This is a genomic window from Parabacteroides goldsteinii (genome assembly GCF_020091425.1).
GTDB lineage: Bacteria > Bacteroidota > Bacteroidia > Bacteroidales > Tannerellaceae > Parabacteroides > Parabacteroides goldsteinii.
The window spans coordinates 2,208,993-2,226,087 of record NZ_CP081906.1 but is presented as its reverse complement, the minus strand read 5'-3'; the positions used below and the strand labels follow the sequence as shown (position 1 = coordinate 2,226,087).

The following is a 17,095-nucleotide window of genomic DNA, read 5'->3' as shown; positions in this document are numbered from 1 at the left end:
TTTTTAGTATTTTTGTGTTATTAGATATATAGAATATGAAAAAGAGAATCAATATTATATTTAGTCATTTTGATTATCCCAAAACACTATCTGTTAATGATGTTGTGAATGTTTTTAAAACATTGCCCTATAATGAAGATATTGGGTTTGGATACACTGATGTTGAAATCAACAGTGGTATTGTATATGCTACTTTAATAAAACGAAGTATAACGACACTTTTAGAATATGATTTAAAGAATAAAGATTTCATCAAAAAGGAAATTCCTGTTTTTGAAGAAATTTCTTTCGGTATGGATTTTGAAAAGTTGTTTTTATATACATATGGTTTAACATCAAATCATAACAAGATAAAATCAGCATTACGAAATACATTTGAAGTACCCTTTACCTATACAAGTGTTGATACTTCTCCTATAAATATTATGAATAAAATAATCACCAATGTACTTAATTACAAGATAGAGGAAATTGTAATACAGAGGTTTACATATAATGATGGTGCAACTGGAAAATATACAGCTAAAATAACAAAGCAAAGTATAGGGGAAAAATTACTAAATGAATATTTATCTGATATTGTAAAGGTTAGTATATCTATTTTTGAACAAGATGAATTTCAACTTGTAATTTCTACTAATGCATCAATTAGTATTAAATGTAATGAAAATGATTTTTATTCCATATTGGAAAATATAAAAAATAAAATATATGGCTGAAGATTCACAATACAAAGGCGAGCTTTGGAACAAAAGAGCAATAAAACTTCTTAATCTATTCTCATGGGATATGATTGGAGATAGTGGTATGGATTTAGAAGGAAGCGATGGAGAAAAATATGGGATTGATTCTTTGTATTCATTTAAAGATCCTGCTAAAGACATTCCTGAGAGTTTAATATTGGAAGCAAAGTCTTACAAAACTACAAGTTTTAGCAAGTCAAAACTTCAAGAGTGGATAGATCGGTTAAATATAAAAATATTAGAGCTAAGAAATTCTGAATATCTTATTGAGCGTTTTCCTATATTCAAAGATATATCAACACTCAAAATAGGCTTAATATTTATTTGGTTTGATGATATAGAAAACTATAAGGAGTATCGCCAAAAATTCCTTGAAATATTAAGCGAAATAAAAGTATCTTCCAGAACATTTCGCAATGGCGTTTACAATAAAATATATGTGATAGATAATGATTTAATTTCAAAATTATGCTCCTTATATACTGTTGTAAGAGAGTTTAATGAGAACTTTAAGTTTTATTATCCATCTGCATTCATACATGAAAGAGCTGTTCAAAGAAGTGCTGTGCTTTCTTTAGATTATTTTTTTTCCAAATTTATTTTAGGTCAACTAAAATCATCAGGAAAGAGATATGATACGAATATAGTATTTTATTGGGGAGAATTGGATGTGCGTTCTTTCGAAATGCTAAAATCAATACTAAAATCATATTCATTCGTTGATCAGGAGTTCAAGCTTGTGATATACAAATACAAAAGAGATGACGATGAGTTTCGCAAAATTCTACCGCAAATAAAAAAATCTTATGAAAATGAAAATATTGAGTTTGACATAAAAGATATGAATTCTTGTACTGAATTACCAACATTTATTATTAATGACTGACATGATAAATAAATATCCTACTATATATGAAATTCAAGAAGTCTTAAATTCTCCATTAATCACAAGAGGATTTATCAATCAATTTGCTCAAAAACGAGGTATTTTTTTAGTAAATGCTTCAAAGGAAGATTTAATAAAAGAACTATCATATCATTTATATGAGTATACAGATTTAGATGAAATTAGAAATCTGGCATATCAAAGTTCAAACAAACAAGTACTTAGTGGCTTCACTATCATTTCTAAAGAAAAGAACTTTGATTTAGAAAATCTTTATGATCGTTTAAGAGACTTTGGACAATTACAATCTAAAGGCTATCAGTTAAAGGCTATAACGAAAAAGAAAATAGGAGAAAATGTTATTTTTCATGGAGAAATAGAATATACTAAACGAAAAACAGGAAAAATTGAATTTTTACAAAACGAAAAGTTGGCAACAGACTTCTATTTTCATAGTATTGAAGATGGAAATTGGCAAGTCGAAGTAGATGGAAATACTTCTTCTGATGGCAAGGAAGTCATGAAACTAATGAACTTTATCGTTGATGGTAAAAATGCAGAAATAAACAGTTTAGAAATAGATAATTTAACTATCCCTAATGTCATTTCTTTTTTTGATAGACTGACAAAAGAGGGACTGGATAATAAAACATGGAGAATATCTGACATAAAACAATTAACATTCAAAAGGAGAAAAAGTACTTTGGCAACTACTGGTAATGATAGTGAAGAAGATGACGAAAGTGATGAAGATATTGCAATTGTTGATGATGAGAATTTAGGAGGTATTAGTCAAGCCGTACTAGATGGACGCAATCTACGCGAGCATCCATTTGTTAAACAAGCTGAGAAAGATGGATGTATATTTACTGCAATGACATATGAATTTGAGAATATAAAGAAGCCGCAATATATTTCAATTAAAGCAGAATTTAAAGGTAGTCCCAAAATATTTGAAGTATCAATAATTAGTACAGCAAGAGTGGAAAATACAAAAAGAAAAAAAGTGTACTATACTCCAACCATTGAATATAAGAGAGAGATGTCTAGTCTTTTTTGGAATAATGCAAAAAGAATATATCAAGAACTGATATAGATATAATCCCAACTATACTAAAGCATAGATTATGATACAACAACAAGTAGCAGCAGAGGTAGAAAATGCAAAATCTGTAATTATAAATCTTAGATGTATTTTTACAAACAATGAAAAAAAACGTGTTTTAGAAAAATCAGGCATAGATGTAATCCATATAATAAATTTATTATCGATTTTGGAGAATCAGATACTCGTCCCAGATAAGTTTATGCTCAATGACAAATTTTTAGAAATTATATATCGTGAGTTTCCGAGGTTTTCAATGGATCTGGAAAGTAATATTGCAAGATACCAGAATGACACAATAGAGTTTGGCGCAAATAATGTTTTAGAAATCAGAAATATATGCCAAAAATTGCTATCAGTTCTTTGTTCATTGACCAATAATAATAAAAAATTATTCATAGGTAAATCTTACAATTCGGAAACATATTATGAACAGCAGATATCTGAGCTGAAAAGTTCAAAAAGTAAATTGGAAAAACAATTATCTGAACTACAAAAAACTAAAGAGCAACTGTCGGAGGTCAGCCAAGATCAAAAAACAGAATTACAGCAAAAAGAAAATGATATTTCTCAAACTAAAATTGAGTTAGCAGAAACGTTATCTCGTTTAAGTGATGCTGAAAAAGAATTAGAAGAAAAGAGAAAGCAAGAAGATGCGCAAAAGAATTGGAGTGAAAAGATTGAATCTACCTTTAAAAACTTATCTTCTCTTTTAGATCCGATAAGTAAAGAGTATTCTCGCTTATCAACTCTTTATTATATTTATATGGTATTGTCTGGATCTATTATAATTTTATTACTAGTGCTTGAAATAATTTTATGCAAATCATTGTCTCAAGAAAATGACTATCCTCAGTTATTGGAATATGTACCATACTATGTCCCCATTCCCATTTCAGGGGCTCTACTATGGGCATTTATTGTACAAATGAATAGAGCACAAAGACAATTAGTTATTTTGGCAGAACGAATACATCATATCAAATATATTGAAGGGTTATTATTATCTCTAAACACCTTAGCTCCTAATATTGAAGATGCAGTGAAGCGAATAAATAGTGCTATGGATAAACTTATCAAAGGACATTTGTTAAGCCAAAATATTATTCATGACGAAGAAAGCATTCTTAATGAAGAAAGAAAAGATGCATTACCAATAGATATTGTAATCAAACTTCTAGAGACAATAAAAAGTACAACAAAATGATATAAATAATTCTTTTTTTATATCTTTGCCCTCAGTATTCTCCATGAGCAAACTACCGCAAAAGCATGTAGCAAATTAGTGGGATAAATCATGGGATATGCTTGAAGCAGAAAATATAAAGTTTTAAATATCAGCATGGTAACTCCAGCAGGAGAATCCCAGGCGGATCACTGAAACAAGATGAAAAATAAAGTAAATCCCTGATAGTCAATCACTATTGGGGATTTCTTTTTTCCTTTCAGTCCACCTTTTAGTTGGATTACAGTAAAAAACAAGTAAAAATAGATTTGATTTACAGTGTTTTACCTAACAGGGTTTCAGTATGTTCCATTTTGCAGCTATGGAATAACAGGAAAATGATGGGTAGGTATAAAAAAACGAAATGGTCTGCTTTCACAAGCGGGCCATCTCTTATTAACCAAAACCTTAACTATGAAAAAATTTACGTTTTTCAACAGCAAATATACAATTTATTTTTTTATAACCTCATGGAAATATTATTATTTTTCCTCAAAGTCGCATTTTTAACATTTACCCTCGTTGCATGTCGATGACTTGGTTTGAGTATCATAAATCAACAGACCTTCTGTTTTGCCAAAAGGAATCACACATGGGGGAGTATCGCTTCAATTTGTGCAATACAGATTCTCATATAATTATTTCATTTTAGTTTTAACAGATTGGTTATTACTATTAAACATGGAAGGACGGTTTCTGAAATGCTTCTTGAAAAACTTATTGAATGCACTCTGGCTTTCAAAACCGAGTAGGAAACCTATCTCTGGCAAAGGGATTCTTTCTTTCAAATATTTTTTTGATAATTCCATGCGTAAATCGTTGAGGAGTTTTTGATAGGAGGTCCCTTCTGCCTTTAGTTTTCTTTGGATATTGCGTTCACTCATATTGAATTTCTCCGCGACATCTTTTAAAGACAGGCTACTGTTGGAGAGGCTGTGCATGAGATAGCGACGGACAGTTCTGGAGAGACTGTTGTTTTGACCGCTTTCATGCATTTGTATTTCATTCATATAATCTTCAAAAATGGCAAGCATTTCTTTATTTCCTGTGACGATTGGTAAATCCAGGACTGATTTATTGAAAATAAGAATAAGTTTGTCATGATTGAATATGACGGGGCAACCCAGGTATTCCTCCAGTTTGTCTTTTGTCCCTTCTTTCTCGTACATGGAATATACGCGTATTGGATGCAGGAACCTTCCTGTAAAACTGTAGGCATATTGAAGGAAAAAGCCGCATTGCATTTCAATCCATTGTTGTGATGCGACCGGGTAGGACTGTTTAAACTGCGAGTCCAGGGATATTTCGAGGGAGAAATTGTTTTCATCTTCTTTCGTTTCAAATGCGTATATGTTATTGATTGCCGGGTCGAACGGGTTTTCATTCTCAAAAATCTCCCGTACGGTCTTGCTTTGGTTATAGATATTGAAGAAGCTCCCGGTCAGGACGAATGGCAGTAGAAATCCGGTTTCCAGGCCTATTCTGGTATTACCTGTCTTTTTAACGATATGTTCCAGATATACACCCAGTATATTTGCGTTGATTAAAGATGTCGGATTTTGCAGAATGGCATAATCATACTTTAAGCCTGTTAATATTTCTGAGATTTCTGCTTGTGTCGTTCCGAAGTGCTTTAGAAGCATATTCAATAGACCTGCTGTGATAAACATATATTTGTCGCTTTTGGACAAAAGTATGGCTTAATTTTCAATTGCCAAAAAATTGCAGTATCTATCTTTGCAGCGTGTAAGAGTTAAATATAAAATATGGTGAACATGAAGCTTTGGAAGTATAGCGGAACATTCCTGACATGGACAGGGATTATCCATACAATTTATGCATTCTTTATCGGAAAAGATGCTTTGGATAAAATGTTGGGAGATGGATTGGCCGATTCGGTAGGGGAAGATTATGAGCGTGGTTTTGCCTTTTGGTTCCTGATATGTGGGATTGTACTGATACTTTGGGGGCAGACACTTCAATACTATATAAAGAAAGAGCAAAAACCGGCTCCTGCGTTTTTGGGTTATTGCATGTTGCTTTTTACTGTGGCTGGTTGTATATTTGTTCCGGTTTCCGGTTTTTGGCTTTTCCTCCCGCAGGCTGTTATTATAATTTATTCGAATAGAACATCCAGTACATGGAATGTCTGAAATGTGTGTCTATGGAATAGAGCCTACTTTTGCATTCCAATTTATTATTAATGTGTATGAAAAAATATATTTTGATTTTTCGGACATCCGTAAGAAATAAACAAGATATAAAGCGTATCGAAACGCTTTTCGTCCAATTCCCCCAAATCGACAAATGGCATGTGGACTTGGAGAATTGGGAGAAGGTATTGAGGATAGAATGCCGGGAAATGATTCCGGCTACCATCCTAAACGCATTACAGACTATCCATATTTATGCGAAGGAGCTGGAATAGCATCTGTCGCAAAACCTATAGGTCTGACAACGAGCCGCAGTTTTTCCCCATGATATAAGGTAAAGAACGGCGTATCTTTTCGGTGGGCCAGTCCCACCATTGTAATTCCAGCAACCGGGCGATTGTTTCTTCGTCGAAACGTTTGCGTATTTCCCTGGCCGGTGTTCCGCCTACGATGGTATAAGGAGGGACGTCTTTGGTGACGACTGCCCGTGCTGCTATGACAGCTCCGTCTCCGATATGTACGCCTGCCATGATTACAGCCTCATAACCTATCCATACGTCGTTGCCGACGACGATGTCGCCTTTGTTGTCCCAGGCAGAGGCGACGTCTTTTTTATCCAGGCCCCACTCTTCGAAGAATAGGGGAAATGTATAATTAGACAGGGAATCTAATGTATGGTTGGCACTGTTGAAAAGGAATTTCGCTCCACAGGCGATGGAACAGAACTTCCCGATTATCAGCCGGTCTCTATTGATCGGATAATGATATAAGACGTTGTTCTTCTCGAACTGGGTCGGGTCGTTGACAAAATCGTTGTATATCGTATAGTCACCGACAAGGATATTGGGGTTTGTAATGACTGTGTTCAGATAGATAGTCTGAAAGTCGTTTGTACGTGGATATGTTTTCATTTCTTTTGTTTTACCAGCATAATTACCGGATTATCTTCTTCATCCAACCTCGAGGCTATTTCTTTCAATTTGCCATCTTTCAGTTGGCCTTTCTTGTAAATCTCAACGAGAAGGGAGGCATTTAGACTGGTGACGTTTTCGATTTCGCGATTAATTGATTTCGCAGTCATAGCCACGGTTCTTTTTTCTGCATAGTCATTATTGTATACGGTAACTTGATACAGGTTTTTTTCTTCCTTGTCGTACACCAGTTGATCCGTATAGAATCCGTTACCCTTTTCAAAATTAAATACATTTTTAACGGTTTCCATAAAATAATAACGGTCGGTATGAATACCCATATAAAGAAAAACTTCGGGCTGCATGGTATGCGCAGATGGAGTTCTTACGATAAAGGGGTTTAATGTTCCATTCGGTGCATAGTTATACAATGTGTCGGCTGATGCGTCCATAAGTGTCCATTGGCCGTGGCTCAGGCGTATTTGGTAAGAATAACTTGCCACAAAGTTACTTCCATCGGTCACTATCGGTGCGTTAATCGTTTTAAAAGGGATAAAAATCTCCCGGGTGATGCTTCCGTCCTGTTTGGATAGAATAACATGGTATGCTTTACTTCTGTCCTTTCCTTTATTATGATAATCTGACATATCATAGCAAATCAAATTATTTTTGTCGTAATCGAAAACAGATGAAACTTCCCAGTCCAGGTTCAGACACCGTTTGAATTTTCCGTAAAGGTCGTACACCAGGATTTTATTGCCCGGCGACTTTACGAATATTTCGCCATTGCTTTCATCGAGAATAATCTCGTTAATCCTTGTATATTCTTCTGCTCCTGGCCCTTGCCGGTTTATCTTTCTTACTCCTTTGCCGGTTTTTCTGTCAAAAATAAAAATATCCCCGTCGTTATTCCTGTTTGTTACCAGTAAGCATTTTTTTCCTACATCTTTGACCAGACCTTGTGTAAGAAACTCGTCGGTGGTTTCCAGCGCAATATATTCCACATCCATAAAATCCTGAAGAATCAGTTCCTTTTTAGGATAGCTTTTCGATACGTCGACGGTGATTAAATCATCGGTTGACTGTTTGTTTTCTCCACACCCTGCCAATACCACCAACAGAATGATTGCTAAAAATGTATTCGTTTGTTTCATGGTAACGATTTTTATGTGACAAACATACATAAAATAATCGTGAACCGAGTAAAAATCAAGATAACTCTCTATAACGATTCTTTTTTGTTTAGGATAAAAAGAATGAAAAGAGCTAATGTTTTTTTATTTAGAGGTAGGTGTAAATCGATTTAGACCTACCTCTAAATGAAAATAGACCTACCTCTAAATTTATTTACACCTACCTCTAACAAAAGAATCATCGGATATATGATCAAAAGACTTTTAGGTGATACTGATAAAAGATTTTGTTTTTCGGAATATGTCTTATTTTTTTAACTAAAGATAAAATCACCCAACATAATAAACTAAAAGACACCTTTTTATGTTTACCCGGAAATTAAATTACAGACAAAAAGACATGATGATGAAAGCAGAAAGAATATTACCTGTTGATTTGTATAATTCCGTATCAACGCCGGAACTGAAGCTCGAAAGTTCGCTGAGAATCCTATATGTAAAAGAGGGTGAAGACTATAAATTGCTGCCTCTGGACTCGGGTACCCTGGCCGTGATCTGTACCGGAGGGACTTTTACCTGTAAAGCCTTGCACCATACATACGATGTATCGGCCGGACAACTTTTGCTCGCTGCCAGTGACGATGTGACGGCGGTCGAAGCCTTTCCCAGCACTCGGTTTTCCGGAATAATTGTTTATGTGTCCGAAGAGCTGTTGATTAACCGCCAGCGCCTCGTGTACCGCGATATTCCTTCCGACGAAATCGAGGAGACAAAAATCTATCTGCACCTTGTCGAATCGCAAATAGAACAGATGAAAGAGATGCGTGCGAAGGTGGTCGAATCTCTCCTGAGAGCTCTGATTATAAATTTACAACAGGGAAAAGTGGTGTCTGACACGCCGAAAACAGAAAATTCACTCTTTTTCCAACAATTTGCGACATTAATTAGTAGATATCACCATTCTCCTGCGTACTTTTACGCAGAGAAATTAGGAATCACTTCGCAAGAGTTGAATATTCGGTGTAAGCAAGGAGCCGGTATCTCTGCGGCCGAGTGGATTAGTGAGTTCGTATTGCTGGAAGCAAAAGACCTGTTATCGAAAACCCGTCTGCGTCCTTCGCAGATTGCAACGATGCTGGGATTTGCTAACCACGACACTTTCTCACGTTGGTTCCGCAGGCATACGGGGGAGATTCCGACGGAATGGAGATAACACTAAGCATATGAATACGATAGATTTATTATTTGAGAACACAAAGATTAAAGGAAAAGTCATTTTATCAGACTCCTTACATGAAAACAAGGCTTTGCTGAAGGATAAAACCTTGTATAAGTTTATCTGGGTTTTGTCCGGTCAACTGGAACTGGATGTCGACCATCAACCGGTCGTATTGAAAGAAGGCCAGTTGCTCACCTTGTCCCATCTGCACCATGTGGACTTTGTACGGGTGGACGGCGAGTATCTGTCTTTGTTGTTCAACAGTAATTTTTATTGTATTTACGGCAACGACCATGAGGTTTCGTGCAACGGATTGCTGTTTCACGGTTCCTCGCATGTCGTTATCTTTGATTTGTCCGGTGAGGAGCGGCGGAAAATTGCGACGCTGACCGGGATTATGCGTGAAGAATTTGAAAGCCGCGACCATTTGCAGGACGAAATGCTCCGCGTGCTGTTGAAACGCTTTATTATATTATGTACGCGTATCGCAGAAAACAGGCAGGGCGTAAGGAAGGAAAACGGGATGCAGTTTGAGACGATTCGCAAGTTCTATGTCCTGGTCGATACCCATTTCAAAGAAAAGAAACAGGTGCAGGAATATGCCGATATGCTGAATAAGTCGCCCAAGACGCTGGCTAACCTGCTGTCTACCTACCAACAACCTTCGGCCATCCGCGTAATCCACAACCGGGTGCAAGCAGAGGCGGAGCGCCTGCTGCTCTATTCATCCAAAAGCTCCAAAGAGATTGCCCTGATGCTGGGTTTTGAAGACCAGGCCACCTTCAGCCGCTTTTTCAAAAATGCCACCGGATTGAGTACGACTGAGTACCGGAAGAAGAATAAAATCATCAAAGAATAGCGCAATATTTGTTTCTCCCGTTTGCTTATCGGATTGGGTTATAAGTTCTGAACCGATTTTGTCCGGCTGCTTTCCCAGGCCGCTTCAATCAGGCGGATAACGTCTACCACTTCGCGGGCATCGCTTTCTAAAGCGGCTCCGTTACGGACATGCTGGTAAATGTTTTCGTAGAAAGCACCGTAATTGCCCGAGAGGCTCGGATATCGTTCGCGTACATTTATAGTATTCTTTTCGGTATGCAGGAGACCCCAGATGGAGGAATCCTCTTCACCCCAATGAGGGGAGTCGGGCATCAAGCCGTTTGTCAGGTCCTCTTCCTGGCGGTCGAGGCCGTATTTGACGAAAGAGCCTTCCGTGCCGTGCAAGGTGAAACGCGGCTCACGCTCGCACATCAGGTAGCTGGCTTTCAGGGTGATTCTTACCTCAGGGGCTTTGGAGGGTTTCAGGAGATGGATGATGAAATAATCGTCTACCACACCGTTATCGCGCAAGGTGGCGATGTCGGCAAAGATGGCCTGCGGCATGCCGAACAATTGCACGGCCTGGTCTATCACATGTGCTCCCAGATTGTAAGTCATGCCTCCTCCGGCTTCGCCTGTTTCTTTCCAGGTGCCTTGCTTGATGAAATTGCGGAAACGGGGGAAGGTCGATTCGAACTCGACCAGGCGTCCGATCAGGTTTTTAGCGAGTATTTCCTTAACGGTCAGGAAATCGCTGTCCCAACGGCGGTTCTGATAAACACTCAATGTCAATCCTTTTCCGGCGGCGAGGGCGACCAGTTCATTGGCTTCTTCTACCGTTTGGGTAAAAGGTTTTTCTACAATGACATGTTTTCCGGCTTCAAGTGCGCGACGGGCATATTCATAATGGGAACTGTCGGGAGTGTTGACTACGACCAGTTCCAGACCGTCCACTTCCAACAATTCGTCGAAGCTGCGGACGATGCGGGCTTGCGGATACCGTTCGCGGGCCAGGTTTTTGCTTCGTTCGGTGATAGCCGTCAGTTCGAAATGCGGATTCGTGCTGATAAACGGGGCATGAAATACCTGTCCTGACATTCCGTAGGCGGCTAATCCTGTTTTAATTTTATTCATAACATATAAGAGTTTGATTGATAAAGCAGCCGAATTATGTATTCGGCTGTATGTGATCCCAATCGGCACCGTTATTCGCTCCGATAATCCAGTTAAAGGCATAGTGGCGTTCTATCACGATTCCGCCGTCGATTCCGGTCGGAGCTTTTTGCCCATGAATGCGTGCATCCACACAGGCCCAGTCGTAACGCAATGTAAGGTCTGCTTCATCCAGTATTTCCTTTTCCGGACGCGAATAGCCTTTGGACAATAAGTCCTGCAATCCTTTATGTTGCCAGAAAATAGCAGCCAGGACGGGCACATCGACAATTTCGGACGGATAGGAGAGGTCGTCGACAACACCTGCCGCCCAAAGCAGCACGGCGCAGCATTCATAACGCCATACGAACTGGATACAGGTTTGCCGTTCGGGTTTGGGGTCATTGATATAGGCTGTCTCTTTTTCCGTAAGGTAAGATTTGACGCCATACAAATCGTTCATCTTGTTGAAATAAAAGAGAGCTTTTTCGCGGTCCGAATCTTCCGAGAGGATGACTTCCGAATAGACGACAACGGCAAACAATGCGGCTGCCCGTTCCACCATTTCTTCACGGCTTCTCATCTGCACTTCGCTTTCCAGGACTTCACAGGGCAGTTGTTCCATATAAGGAATGTTTCTTGCTTTGAGCAGGGCGTTTGAGCGCAGACGTCTTTTCATATCGGCAGGCGATTCTTGGGGGCGGTTTCCGTCCAGCAGGTCAGCATTGGCAATCGGGATAAATTCTGTCAACTGGCTTTCGCCTTTGATAGAGAATAGCAATTTGCCTTCCTGGGTATATATCTGCATGCTGGGGTAGAGCAGGAAGCCGTTTACATCGTTCGCAATGGCGAAGAGGCCGTTGATGATATAGCTGGTGCGATCTCCATTGTCGTCGATATCGAAAGTGATACCGGTCACGCAGTTGAATACACGGATTTGCTGTAAAACGTTCTCCTTCAGTTCGACCAGCGGAGTTTCTGCTGAAGAAAAATAGTTTGCCATCCCGGCTGTATGGGAGGCGATGAAATCAGGCTTGTCCTGCCGGTGATTGATATTGAAGGAGATCGTTGAATCGTCTGCAAGGGTCAGGAGGATATTTCCGTTTTCCGGTGTGAACTCTTTTGTCATTTCCTTAAAATGCTCCCGGATGGCTGTTTCGATGCGGCCGGGGTCGCCAATGACTGTGTATAGCGTGATATTCGCTTTTTCCATATTTGTCTGATTTTATTCTTTTGCGAATATACTGTATTATTTAATTATTAATGATATAATTCGTTTTATTTCTTTTTGAGCAGTGGAATATAATCGGCATATCCTTCCTCTTTCATCTTTTCCTTTGGGATAAATTTCAGGGAGGCGCTGTTGATACAATAACGTAATCCTCCTTTGGCGATAGGGCCGTCATTGAACACATGTCCCAGGTGTGCGTCTCCTGTTTTGCTGCGTACCTCCGTCCGGTTCATGCCATAAGATTTGTCTGATTTCTCCATAATCAAACTTTTATCTATCGGCTTTGAAAAGCTGGGCCAGCCACAGCCGGAGTCAAATTTATCCGTCGAAATGAATAATGGCTCGCCGGTTGTGATATCTACGTAGATGCCTTCCCGTTTTTCGTTCCAGTATTCATTCTTGAATGCCCGTTCCGTTGCATTCTGTTGTGTTACTGCATACTGTTCTGCTGTGAGTTTCGAACGTAGTGTTACGTCGTCCGGCTTTTCGAATTTCTTTTCCGAGGCAGTCTTATCGTTTGTATTCATGTCTGTTTTTTTTGAAAGTTGATTACTCCTTGTAACTTGTGCCATTACTATCATGTTTGTCAATAGCAAAGCGGCAGTTAATATAAAACTCTTCATATCTGATATTTGTTTATATGGATTTGTTTCTTTTCGAGTTTAGTTCGTCATAACATGAAATACTGGCACAAATTAAGAAACTTTTTCTTGATAAATTTGAACGTCATCGAAAAACTGTAATTCAGGTATATTTATCCGTAATGTGTATACAATATAATAGGTTGCATCCGAATACATTTGTAACAGAATAAAAATGTATAGATTATGGGTGAAAAAAAGAAGGTATCACAGATTACGAGGCGTGGTTTTATTAAAACATCGGTAGCAGCCGGAGGTGCTTTATTGGCATCCAATTTGGTTCCGTTAGCTGCATGTTCCACCAATAACGGACAGGGAGAAGAACCCGGAGAAAATGGAGGAACAACAAATAATCCGTCAGGTGAAGCAGCGGCAGTTTATATGTTAACAGAGATTTCTCCGGCTAGTTTGCTGCGGATCTATGAAGCACTAGGGCGTTCAGCTTCAGGTAAAGTTGCCGTGAAACTGAGTACGGGAGAACCCGGCGGGCATAATTTCCTGCAACCGGCACTTATCAGCGATCTGGTGCGGAAAGTAAACGGAACTATCATTGAATGTAATACAGCTTATGCCGGCGGGCGTTCCAATACGGAAGCCCACCTGAAAGCAGCGGCAGATCATGGTTTTACAGCTATTGCAGATGTCGATATCATGGACTCGGAAGGGGAGATCAGTCTGCCGGTGAAAGGGGGAAAACATCTTACAGAGGATATTGTAGGTTCCCATTACACCAATTATGACTTTACGGTTGTTCTATCCCATTTCAAAGGACATGCCATGGGCGGCTTCGGCGGAGCGATAAAGAATATATCTATCGGTATTGCTTCGACTTCCGGAAAGGCGTGGATACACTCAGCCGGTAAAACCAGAAATGCGGAAGAGATGTGGGGACAATTGCCTGAACAGGATATTTTTCTGGAATCGATGGCTGAAGCTGCCAAAGCGGTAGTTGATCATTGTGGTGATAAGATACTTTATATCAGTGTGATGAATAATTTATCGGTGGATTGTGATTGCGATTCGCATCCGGAAGATCCGCAAATGGCAGATATCGGTATCCTGGCCTCATTGGATCCGGTAGCGTTGGATAAAGCCTGTGTGGACATGGTGTATAGTTCACCTGACGAAGGACGAAGTCACTTGATCGAACGGATGGAGTCGCGCCACGGCATTCATACACTTGAACATGCAGAAGTAATCGGTATCGGTAGTCAGAAGTATAATTTAATCAGACTGGATGTATAAAAAGGAGTTTTGCATCAGGTCAAAAAGACGCCATTTATATCTTTATAGGTATGATCGCTTGAAATAAATCAGTTTGAGAACGTTTTTGTTTGAAAAAAATAGTATATTTGTATATTCACAACCTAATAGATATGAGTGATGATGAACTATTCGAACTATCTTTACATTGCTATCCGGGCAGCGATAGATGCCGGTAAAGCTATCATGGATATTTATACAGATCCTGCATCTGATTTTGAAATTGAACGCAAAGCTGATAATTCTCCGCTGACAAAAGCAGACAAAGCTGCTCATAAGCTGATAATGAATGTCCTTTCCGTGACCCCGTATCCGATATTGAGCGAGGAAGGGAAGGATATTCCGCATGCTGAACGGGCTGCCTGGGAAACTTTCTGGCTGGTTGATCCGCTGGACGGAACCAAGGAGTTTATTAAAAAGAACGGTGAGTTTACTGTAAATATCGCTTTGATTCAAAAGGGAGTCCCTGTATTGGGAGTTATTTATGTGCCTGTGCGGAAAGAACTCTATTTCTCGGCCGACTCTGTAGGAGCTTATAAGTTGATTGCAGATTGTGACCTGCAACCTTCTATGGATGAGATTATGCAAAAAGCTACGCGACTGCCTGTATCTATGGGACATCAGGGTATTGTCGTTGTCGCTTCCCGTTCGCATCAGAGTCCGGAGACGACCGATTTTATAGAGAATCTGCGGAAACAAGGACAGCCTGTTACCTTGATCAGTAGCGGTAGTAGCCTGAAAATCTGTCTGGTGGCAGAAGGAAGTGCGGATATTTATCCCCGTTTTGCACCGACAATGGAATGGGACACAGCTGCCGGTCATGCGATCGCAAGAGGGGCCGGATGTGACGTATTCCACATAGATGGCCGAACTCCGTTGAAATACAATAAGAAGGATTTGCACAACCCCTGGTTTATCGTGAAACCTCTTTCTTCCATTTGCTGATTATTTTGGTCAAAAGGATTAAAATAGGGTTTTTGCGTACGAATAACGTTAATTTTCTTATTACATTTGCACCTTATCTGAGAAATTTAGACAGATTAGGAACGCGATGAACTTCGAAATATTATTTGTATTGCTAGCCCTGGCCGGAATGGTTGCGGCATTGATATGGGATAGGATGCGACCGGGAATGGTATTACTGACTGTTGTAGTATTATTCCTGGTCGTAGGAATATTGTCTCCAAAAGAAATGTTGGAGGGATTCAGTAACAAAGGGATGATAACCGTCGGCATGCTCTTTTTGGTGAGTGAAGGAATCCGGCAGAGCGGGGCGCTCGGGCAAGTTATCAAGAAACTGCTTCCGGAAGGAAAAACTACCGTTTTAAAGGCCCAGGTCCGGATGTTGCCTCCCATTGCATTTATTTCTGCCTTTCTTAATAATACTCCGGTAGTTGTTATTTTTGCCCCGATCATCAAACGATGGGCTGGGTCGGTAAAACTTCCGGCTACCAAATTTCTTATACCTCTTTCTTATGTAACCATATTAGGCGGTATTTGTACACTGATCGGAACCTCCACCAACCTGGTTGTTCATGGTATGGTTATTGAAGCCGGCTACGAGGGGTTCACTATGTTTGAACTCGGAAAAGTCGGCATTTTTATTGCCATAGCCGGTATCCTGTATCTGTTTGCATTCTCCAATAAGTTATTGCCCGATTCCCGTCAGGATAATTATGTGGACGATGGGGAAGAAGAGAGTCCGGGAAACCTGCATCGGGTGGAAGCTGTATTGGGTTCCCGTTTTCCCGGTATCAATAAGACATTGGGAGAGTTTAATTTTGCCCGCCATTACGGTGCTATCGTAAAGGAAGTGAAAAGTGGGGGAGAACGTTTCACTCATGATCTGGATAAGGTTACTTTGCATGAAGGCGATACACTGGTACTTTGGGCCGATGATTCGTTTATTCCGACGTGGGGAGAATCGAGTGTCTTCCTGATGCTTGCCAATGGTAATGAAAATACTGAACCGGTATCGAAAAAGAAACGTTGGCTGGCACTGGGGTTACTTATCTTTATGATTGTAGGGGCTACAGTTGGCGAATTGCCGGCCGTGAAAGAAGCCATTCCGGGGATGCGTCTGGATATGTTCTTTTTCGTTTGCATCACTACTATTATTATGGCTTGGACGAAGATATTTCCTCCGAAGAAATATACCAAATATATATCCTGGGATATTCTGATTACAATCGCTTGTGCGTTTGCTATCAGTAAGGCGATGGAAAATTCCGGTTTTGCAGCCTTGGTAGCCAGCTATATCATTAGTATGGCTGACAATCTCGGGCCGTATGCTCTGCTTGCCATTATTTTTATCATAACAAATATTTTTACCGAACTGATAACGAACAATGCGGCGGCGGCCTTGAGTTTTCCGATAGCATTGTCGGTCGCTACACAGTTGGGAGTAAACCCGACACCATTCTTTGTGGTGATTTGTATGGCGGCGTCAGCCAGTTTCAGTTCTCCGATCGGTTATCAGACGAATCTGATCGTACAAGGTATCGGTAGTTATAAGTTTACGGATTTCGTCCGTGTGGGATTGCCGTTGAACCTGATTACGTTTTTGATTTCCGTGTTCGTGATACCGATGATCTGGGAGTTTTAATATAAAAGG

The 17,095-nt window shown here is 39.6% G+C and carries 16 protein-coding genes and 1 pseudogene; 11 read left to right on the top strand and 6 right to left on the bottom strand.

Annotated features, from left to right (window positions below):
- Window positions 1–35: 35 nt before the first annotated feature.
- From K6V26_RS10335 to K6V26_RS10320, 4 genes are read left to right on the top strand one after another with little or no spacing between them, the layout of a single operon-like run.
- Window positions 36–719, top strand: coding sequence for a hypothetical protein (locus K6V26_RS10335; RefSeq protein ID WP_025835651.1), 684 nt, complete (start codon window positions 36–38; stop codon window positions 717–719).
- Entirely contained in the window at window positions 712–1,629 is a 918-nt protein-coding gene (locus K6V26_RS10330) for a hypothetical protein (RefSeq protein WP_025835649.1), read from the top strand. Before K6V26_RS10335 ends, K6V26_RS10330 begins: the two co-directional genes overlap by 8 nt.
- Window position 1,630: 1 nt before the next feature.
- On the top strand, window positions 1,631–2,725 hold the full coding sequence (locus tag K6V26_RS10325) for a hypothetical protein (RefSeq protein WP_139261919.1): 1,095 nt from the start codon (window positions 1,631–1,633) through the stop codon (window positions 2,723–2,725).
- A gap of 31 nt (window positions 2,726–2,756) precedes the next feature.
- Window positions 2,757–3,941 carry a coiled-coil domain-containing protein gene (locus tag K6V26_RS10320; RefSeq protein ID WP_214504723.1) on the top strand — a complete coding sequence of 395 codons (1,185 nt, stop codon included), beginning with the start codon at window positions 2,757–2,759 and terminating at the stop codon, window positions 3,939–3,941.
- A gap of 656 nt (window positions 3,942–4,597) precedes the next feature.
- On the opposite strand, the gene K6V26_RS10315 is transcribed toward K6V26_RS10320, so the two are convergent.
- On the bottom strand, window positions 4,598–5,629 hold the full coding sequence (locus K6V26_RS10315) for an AraC family transcriptional regulator (RefSeq protein WP_224265285.1): 1,032 nt from the start codon (window positions 5,627–5,629) through the stop codon (window positions 4,598–4,600).
- A gap of 105 nt (window positions 5,630–5,734) precedes the next feature.
- Between K6V26_RS10315 and K6V26_RS10310 the strand changes: the two genes are divergently transcribed.
- Both K6V26_RS10310 and K6V26_RS10305 read left to right on the top strand, forming a co-directional pair.
- Complete coding sequence (locus K6V26_RS10310; protein WP_007656961.1) at window positions 5,735–6,112, top strand: DUF6463 family protein; 378 nt, start codon at window positions 5,735–5,737, stop codon at window positions 6,110–6,112.
- Between the two features lie 56 nt (window positions 6,113–6,168).
- The gene (locus K6V26_RS10305; RefSeq protein ID WP_010803027.1) at window positions 6,169–6,387 is read left to right on the top strand and encodes a hypothetical protein; all 219 of its coding nucleotides are present in this window, start codon (window positions 6,169–6,171) and stop codon (window positions 6,385–6,387) included.
- 15 nt (window positions 6,388–6,402) lie between these two features.
- On the opposite strand, the gene K6V26_RS10300 is transcribed toward K6V26_RS10305, so the two are convergent.
- The gene (locus K6V26_RS10300; RefSeq protein WP_195437777.1) at window positions 6,403–7,023 is read right to left on the bottom strand and encodes a CatB-related O-acetyltransferase; all 621 of its coding nucleotides are present in this window, start codon (window positions 7,021–7,023) and stop codon (window positions 6,403–6,405) included.
- On the bottom strand, window positions 7,020–8,177 hold the full coding sequence (locus tag K6V26_RS10295) for a 6-bladed beta-propeller (protein WP_224265284.1): 1,158 nt from the start codon (window positions 8,175–8,177) through the stop codon (window positions 7,020–7,022). The genes K6V26_RS10300 and K6V26_RS10295 overlap by 4 nt, the downstream gene beginning before the upstream one ends.
- A gap of 379 nt (window positions 8,178–8,556) precedes the next feature.
- Here K6V26_RS10295 and K6V26_RS10290 point away from each other — a divergent pair, with 379 nt between their 5' ends.
- On the top strand, window positions 8,557–9,369 hold the full coding sequence (locus K6V26_RS10290) for a helix-turn-helix domain-containing protein (RefSeq protein WP_224265283.1): 813 nt from the start codon (window positions 8,557–8,559) through the stop codon (window positions 9,367–9,369).
- 10 nt (window positions 9,370–9,379) lie between these two features.
- The gene (locus K6V26_RS10285) at window positions 9,380–10,234 is read left to right on the top strand and encodes an AraC family transcriptional regulator (protein WP_007656956.1); all 855 of its coding nucleotides are present in this window, start codon (window positions 9,380–9,382) and stop codon (window positions 10,232–10,234) included.
- 38 nt (window positions 10,235–10,272) lie between these two features.
- Here K6V26_RS10285 and K6V26_RS10280 read toward each other — a convergent pair whose 3' ends face one another.
- The 3 genes and pseudogenes from K6V26_RS10280 to msrB all read right to left on the bottom strand — a co-directional run.
- The gene (locus K6V26_RS10280) at window positions 10,273–11,328 is read right to left on the bottom strand and encodes a Gfo/Idh/MocA family oxidoreductase (RefSeq protein ID WP_224265282.1); all 1,056 of its coding nucleotides are present in this window, start codon (window positions 11,326–11,328) and stop codon (window positions 10,273–10,275) included.
- A 34-nt stretch (window positions 11,329–11,362) separates the two neighbouring features.
- A complete protein-coding gene (locus K6V26_RS10275) occupies window positions 11,363–12,559 on the bottom strand; it encodes a DUF4272 domain-containing protein (protein WP_224265281.1) in 1,197 nt (398 codons plus the stop codon).
- Between the two features lie 65 nt (window positions 12,560–12,624).
- A pseudogene (msrB, locus tag K6V26_RS10270) lies at window positions 12,625–13,065 on the bottom strand (peptide-methionine (R)-S-oxide reductase MsrB); the annotation flags it as partial.
- A 339-nt stretch (window positions 13,066–13,404) separates the two neighbouring features.
- On the opposite strand from msrB, the gene K6V26_RS10265 reads away from it, so the two are divergent.
- From K6V26_RS10265 to K6V26_RS10255, 3 genes are all read left to right on the top strand, one after another.
- Window positions 13,405–14,463, top strand: coding sequence for a DUF362 domain-containing protein (locus K6V26_RS10265; RefSeq protein WP_046147156.1), 1,059 nt, complete (start codon window positions 13,405–13,407; stop codon window positions 14,461–14,463).
- A gap of 138 nt (window positions 14,464–14,601) precedes the next feature.
- Window positions 14,602–15,426, top strand: a complete 825-nt coding sequence (gene cysQ, locus K6V26_RS10260; protein ID WP_007656950.1) for a 3'(2'),5'-bisphosphate nucleotidase CysQ — start codon at window positions 14,602–14,604, stop codon at window positions 15,424–15,426.
- Window positions 15,427–15,532: 106 nt separating this feature from the next.
- Window positions 15,533–17,086, top strand: a complete 1,554-nt coding sequence (locus K6V26_RS10255) for an SLC13 family permease (RefSeq protein ID WP_046147155.1) — start codon at window positions 15,533–15,535, stop codon at window positions 17,084–17,086.
- Window positions 17,087–17,095 lie beyond the last annotated feature (9 nt).

Coding starts and splice junctions, on each gene's coding strand:
- K6V26_RS10305 (WP_010803027.1), top strand. CDS start 6,169: ATGAAAAAATATATTTTGATTTTTCGGACATCCGTAAGAAATAAACAA.
- K6V26_RS10265 (WP_046147156.1), top strand. CDS start 13,405: ATGGGTGAAAAAAAGAAGGTATCACAGATTACGAGGCGTGGTTTTATT.
- K6V26_RS10255 (WP_046147155.1), top strand. CDS start 15,533: ATGAACTTCGAAATATTATTTGTATTGCTAGCCCTGGCCGGAATGGTT.
- K6V26_RS10330 (WP_025835649.1), top strand. CDS start 712: ATGGCTGAAGATTCACAATACAAAGGCGAGCTTTGGAACAAAAGAGCA.
- K6V26_RS10320 (WP_214504723.1), top strand. CDS start 2,757: ATGATACAACAACAAGTAGCAGCAGAGGTAGAAAATGCAAAATCTGTA.
- K6V26_RS10295 (WP_224265284.1), bottom strand. CDS start 8,177: ATGAAACAAACGAATACATTTTTAGCAATCATTCTGTTGGTGGTATTG.
- K6V26_RS10315 (WP_224265285.1), bottom strand. CDS start 5,629: ATGTTTATCACAGCAGGTCTATTGAATATGCTTCTAAAGCACTTCGGA.
- K6V26_RS10280 (WP_224265282.1), bottom strand. CDS start 11,328: ATGAATAAAATTAAAACAGGATTAGCCGCCTACGGAATGTCAGGACAG.
- K6V26_RS10310 (WP_007656961.1), top strand. CDS start 5,735: ATGAAGCTTTGGAAGTATAGCGGAACATTCCTGACATGGACAGGGATT.
- K6V26_RS10290 (WP_224265283.1), top strand. CDS start 8,557: ATGATGATGAAAGCAGAAAGAATATTACCTGTTGATTTGTATAATTCC.
- K6V26_RS10325 (WP_139261919.1), top strand. CDS start 1,631: ATGATAAATAAATATCCTACTATATATGAAATTCAAGAAGTCTTAAAT.
- K6V26_RS10285 (WP_007656956.1), top strand. CDS start 9,380: ATGAATACGATAGATTTATTATTTGAGAACACAAAGATTAAAGGAAAA.
- K6V26_RS10275 (WP_224265281.1), bottom strand. CDS start 12,559: ATGGAAAAAGCGAATATCACGCTATACACAGTCATTGGCGACCCCGGC.
- cysQ (WP_007656950.1), top strand. CDS start 14,602: ATGATGAACTATTCGAACTATCTTTACATTGCTATCCGGGCAGCGATA.
- K6V26_RS10300 (WP_195437777.1), bottom strand. CDS start 7,023: ATGAAAACATATCCACGTACAAACGACTTTCAGACTATCTATCTGAAC.
- K6V26_RS10335 (WP_025835651.1), top strand. CDS start 36: ATGAAAAAGAGAATCAATATTATATTTAGTCATTTTGATTATCCCAAA.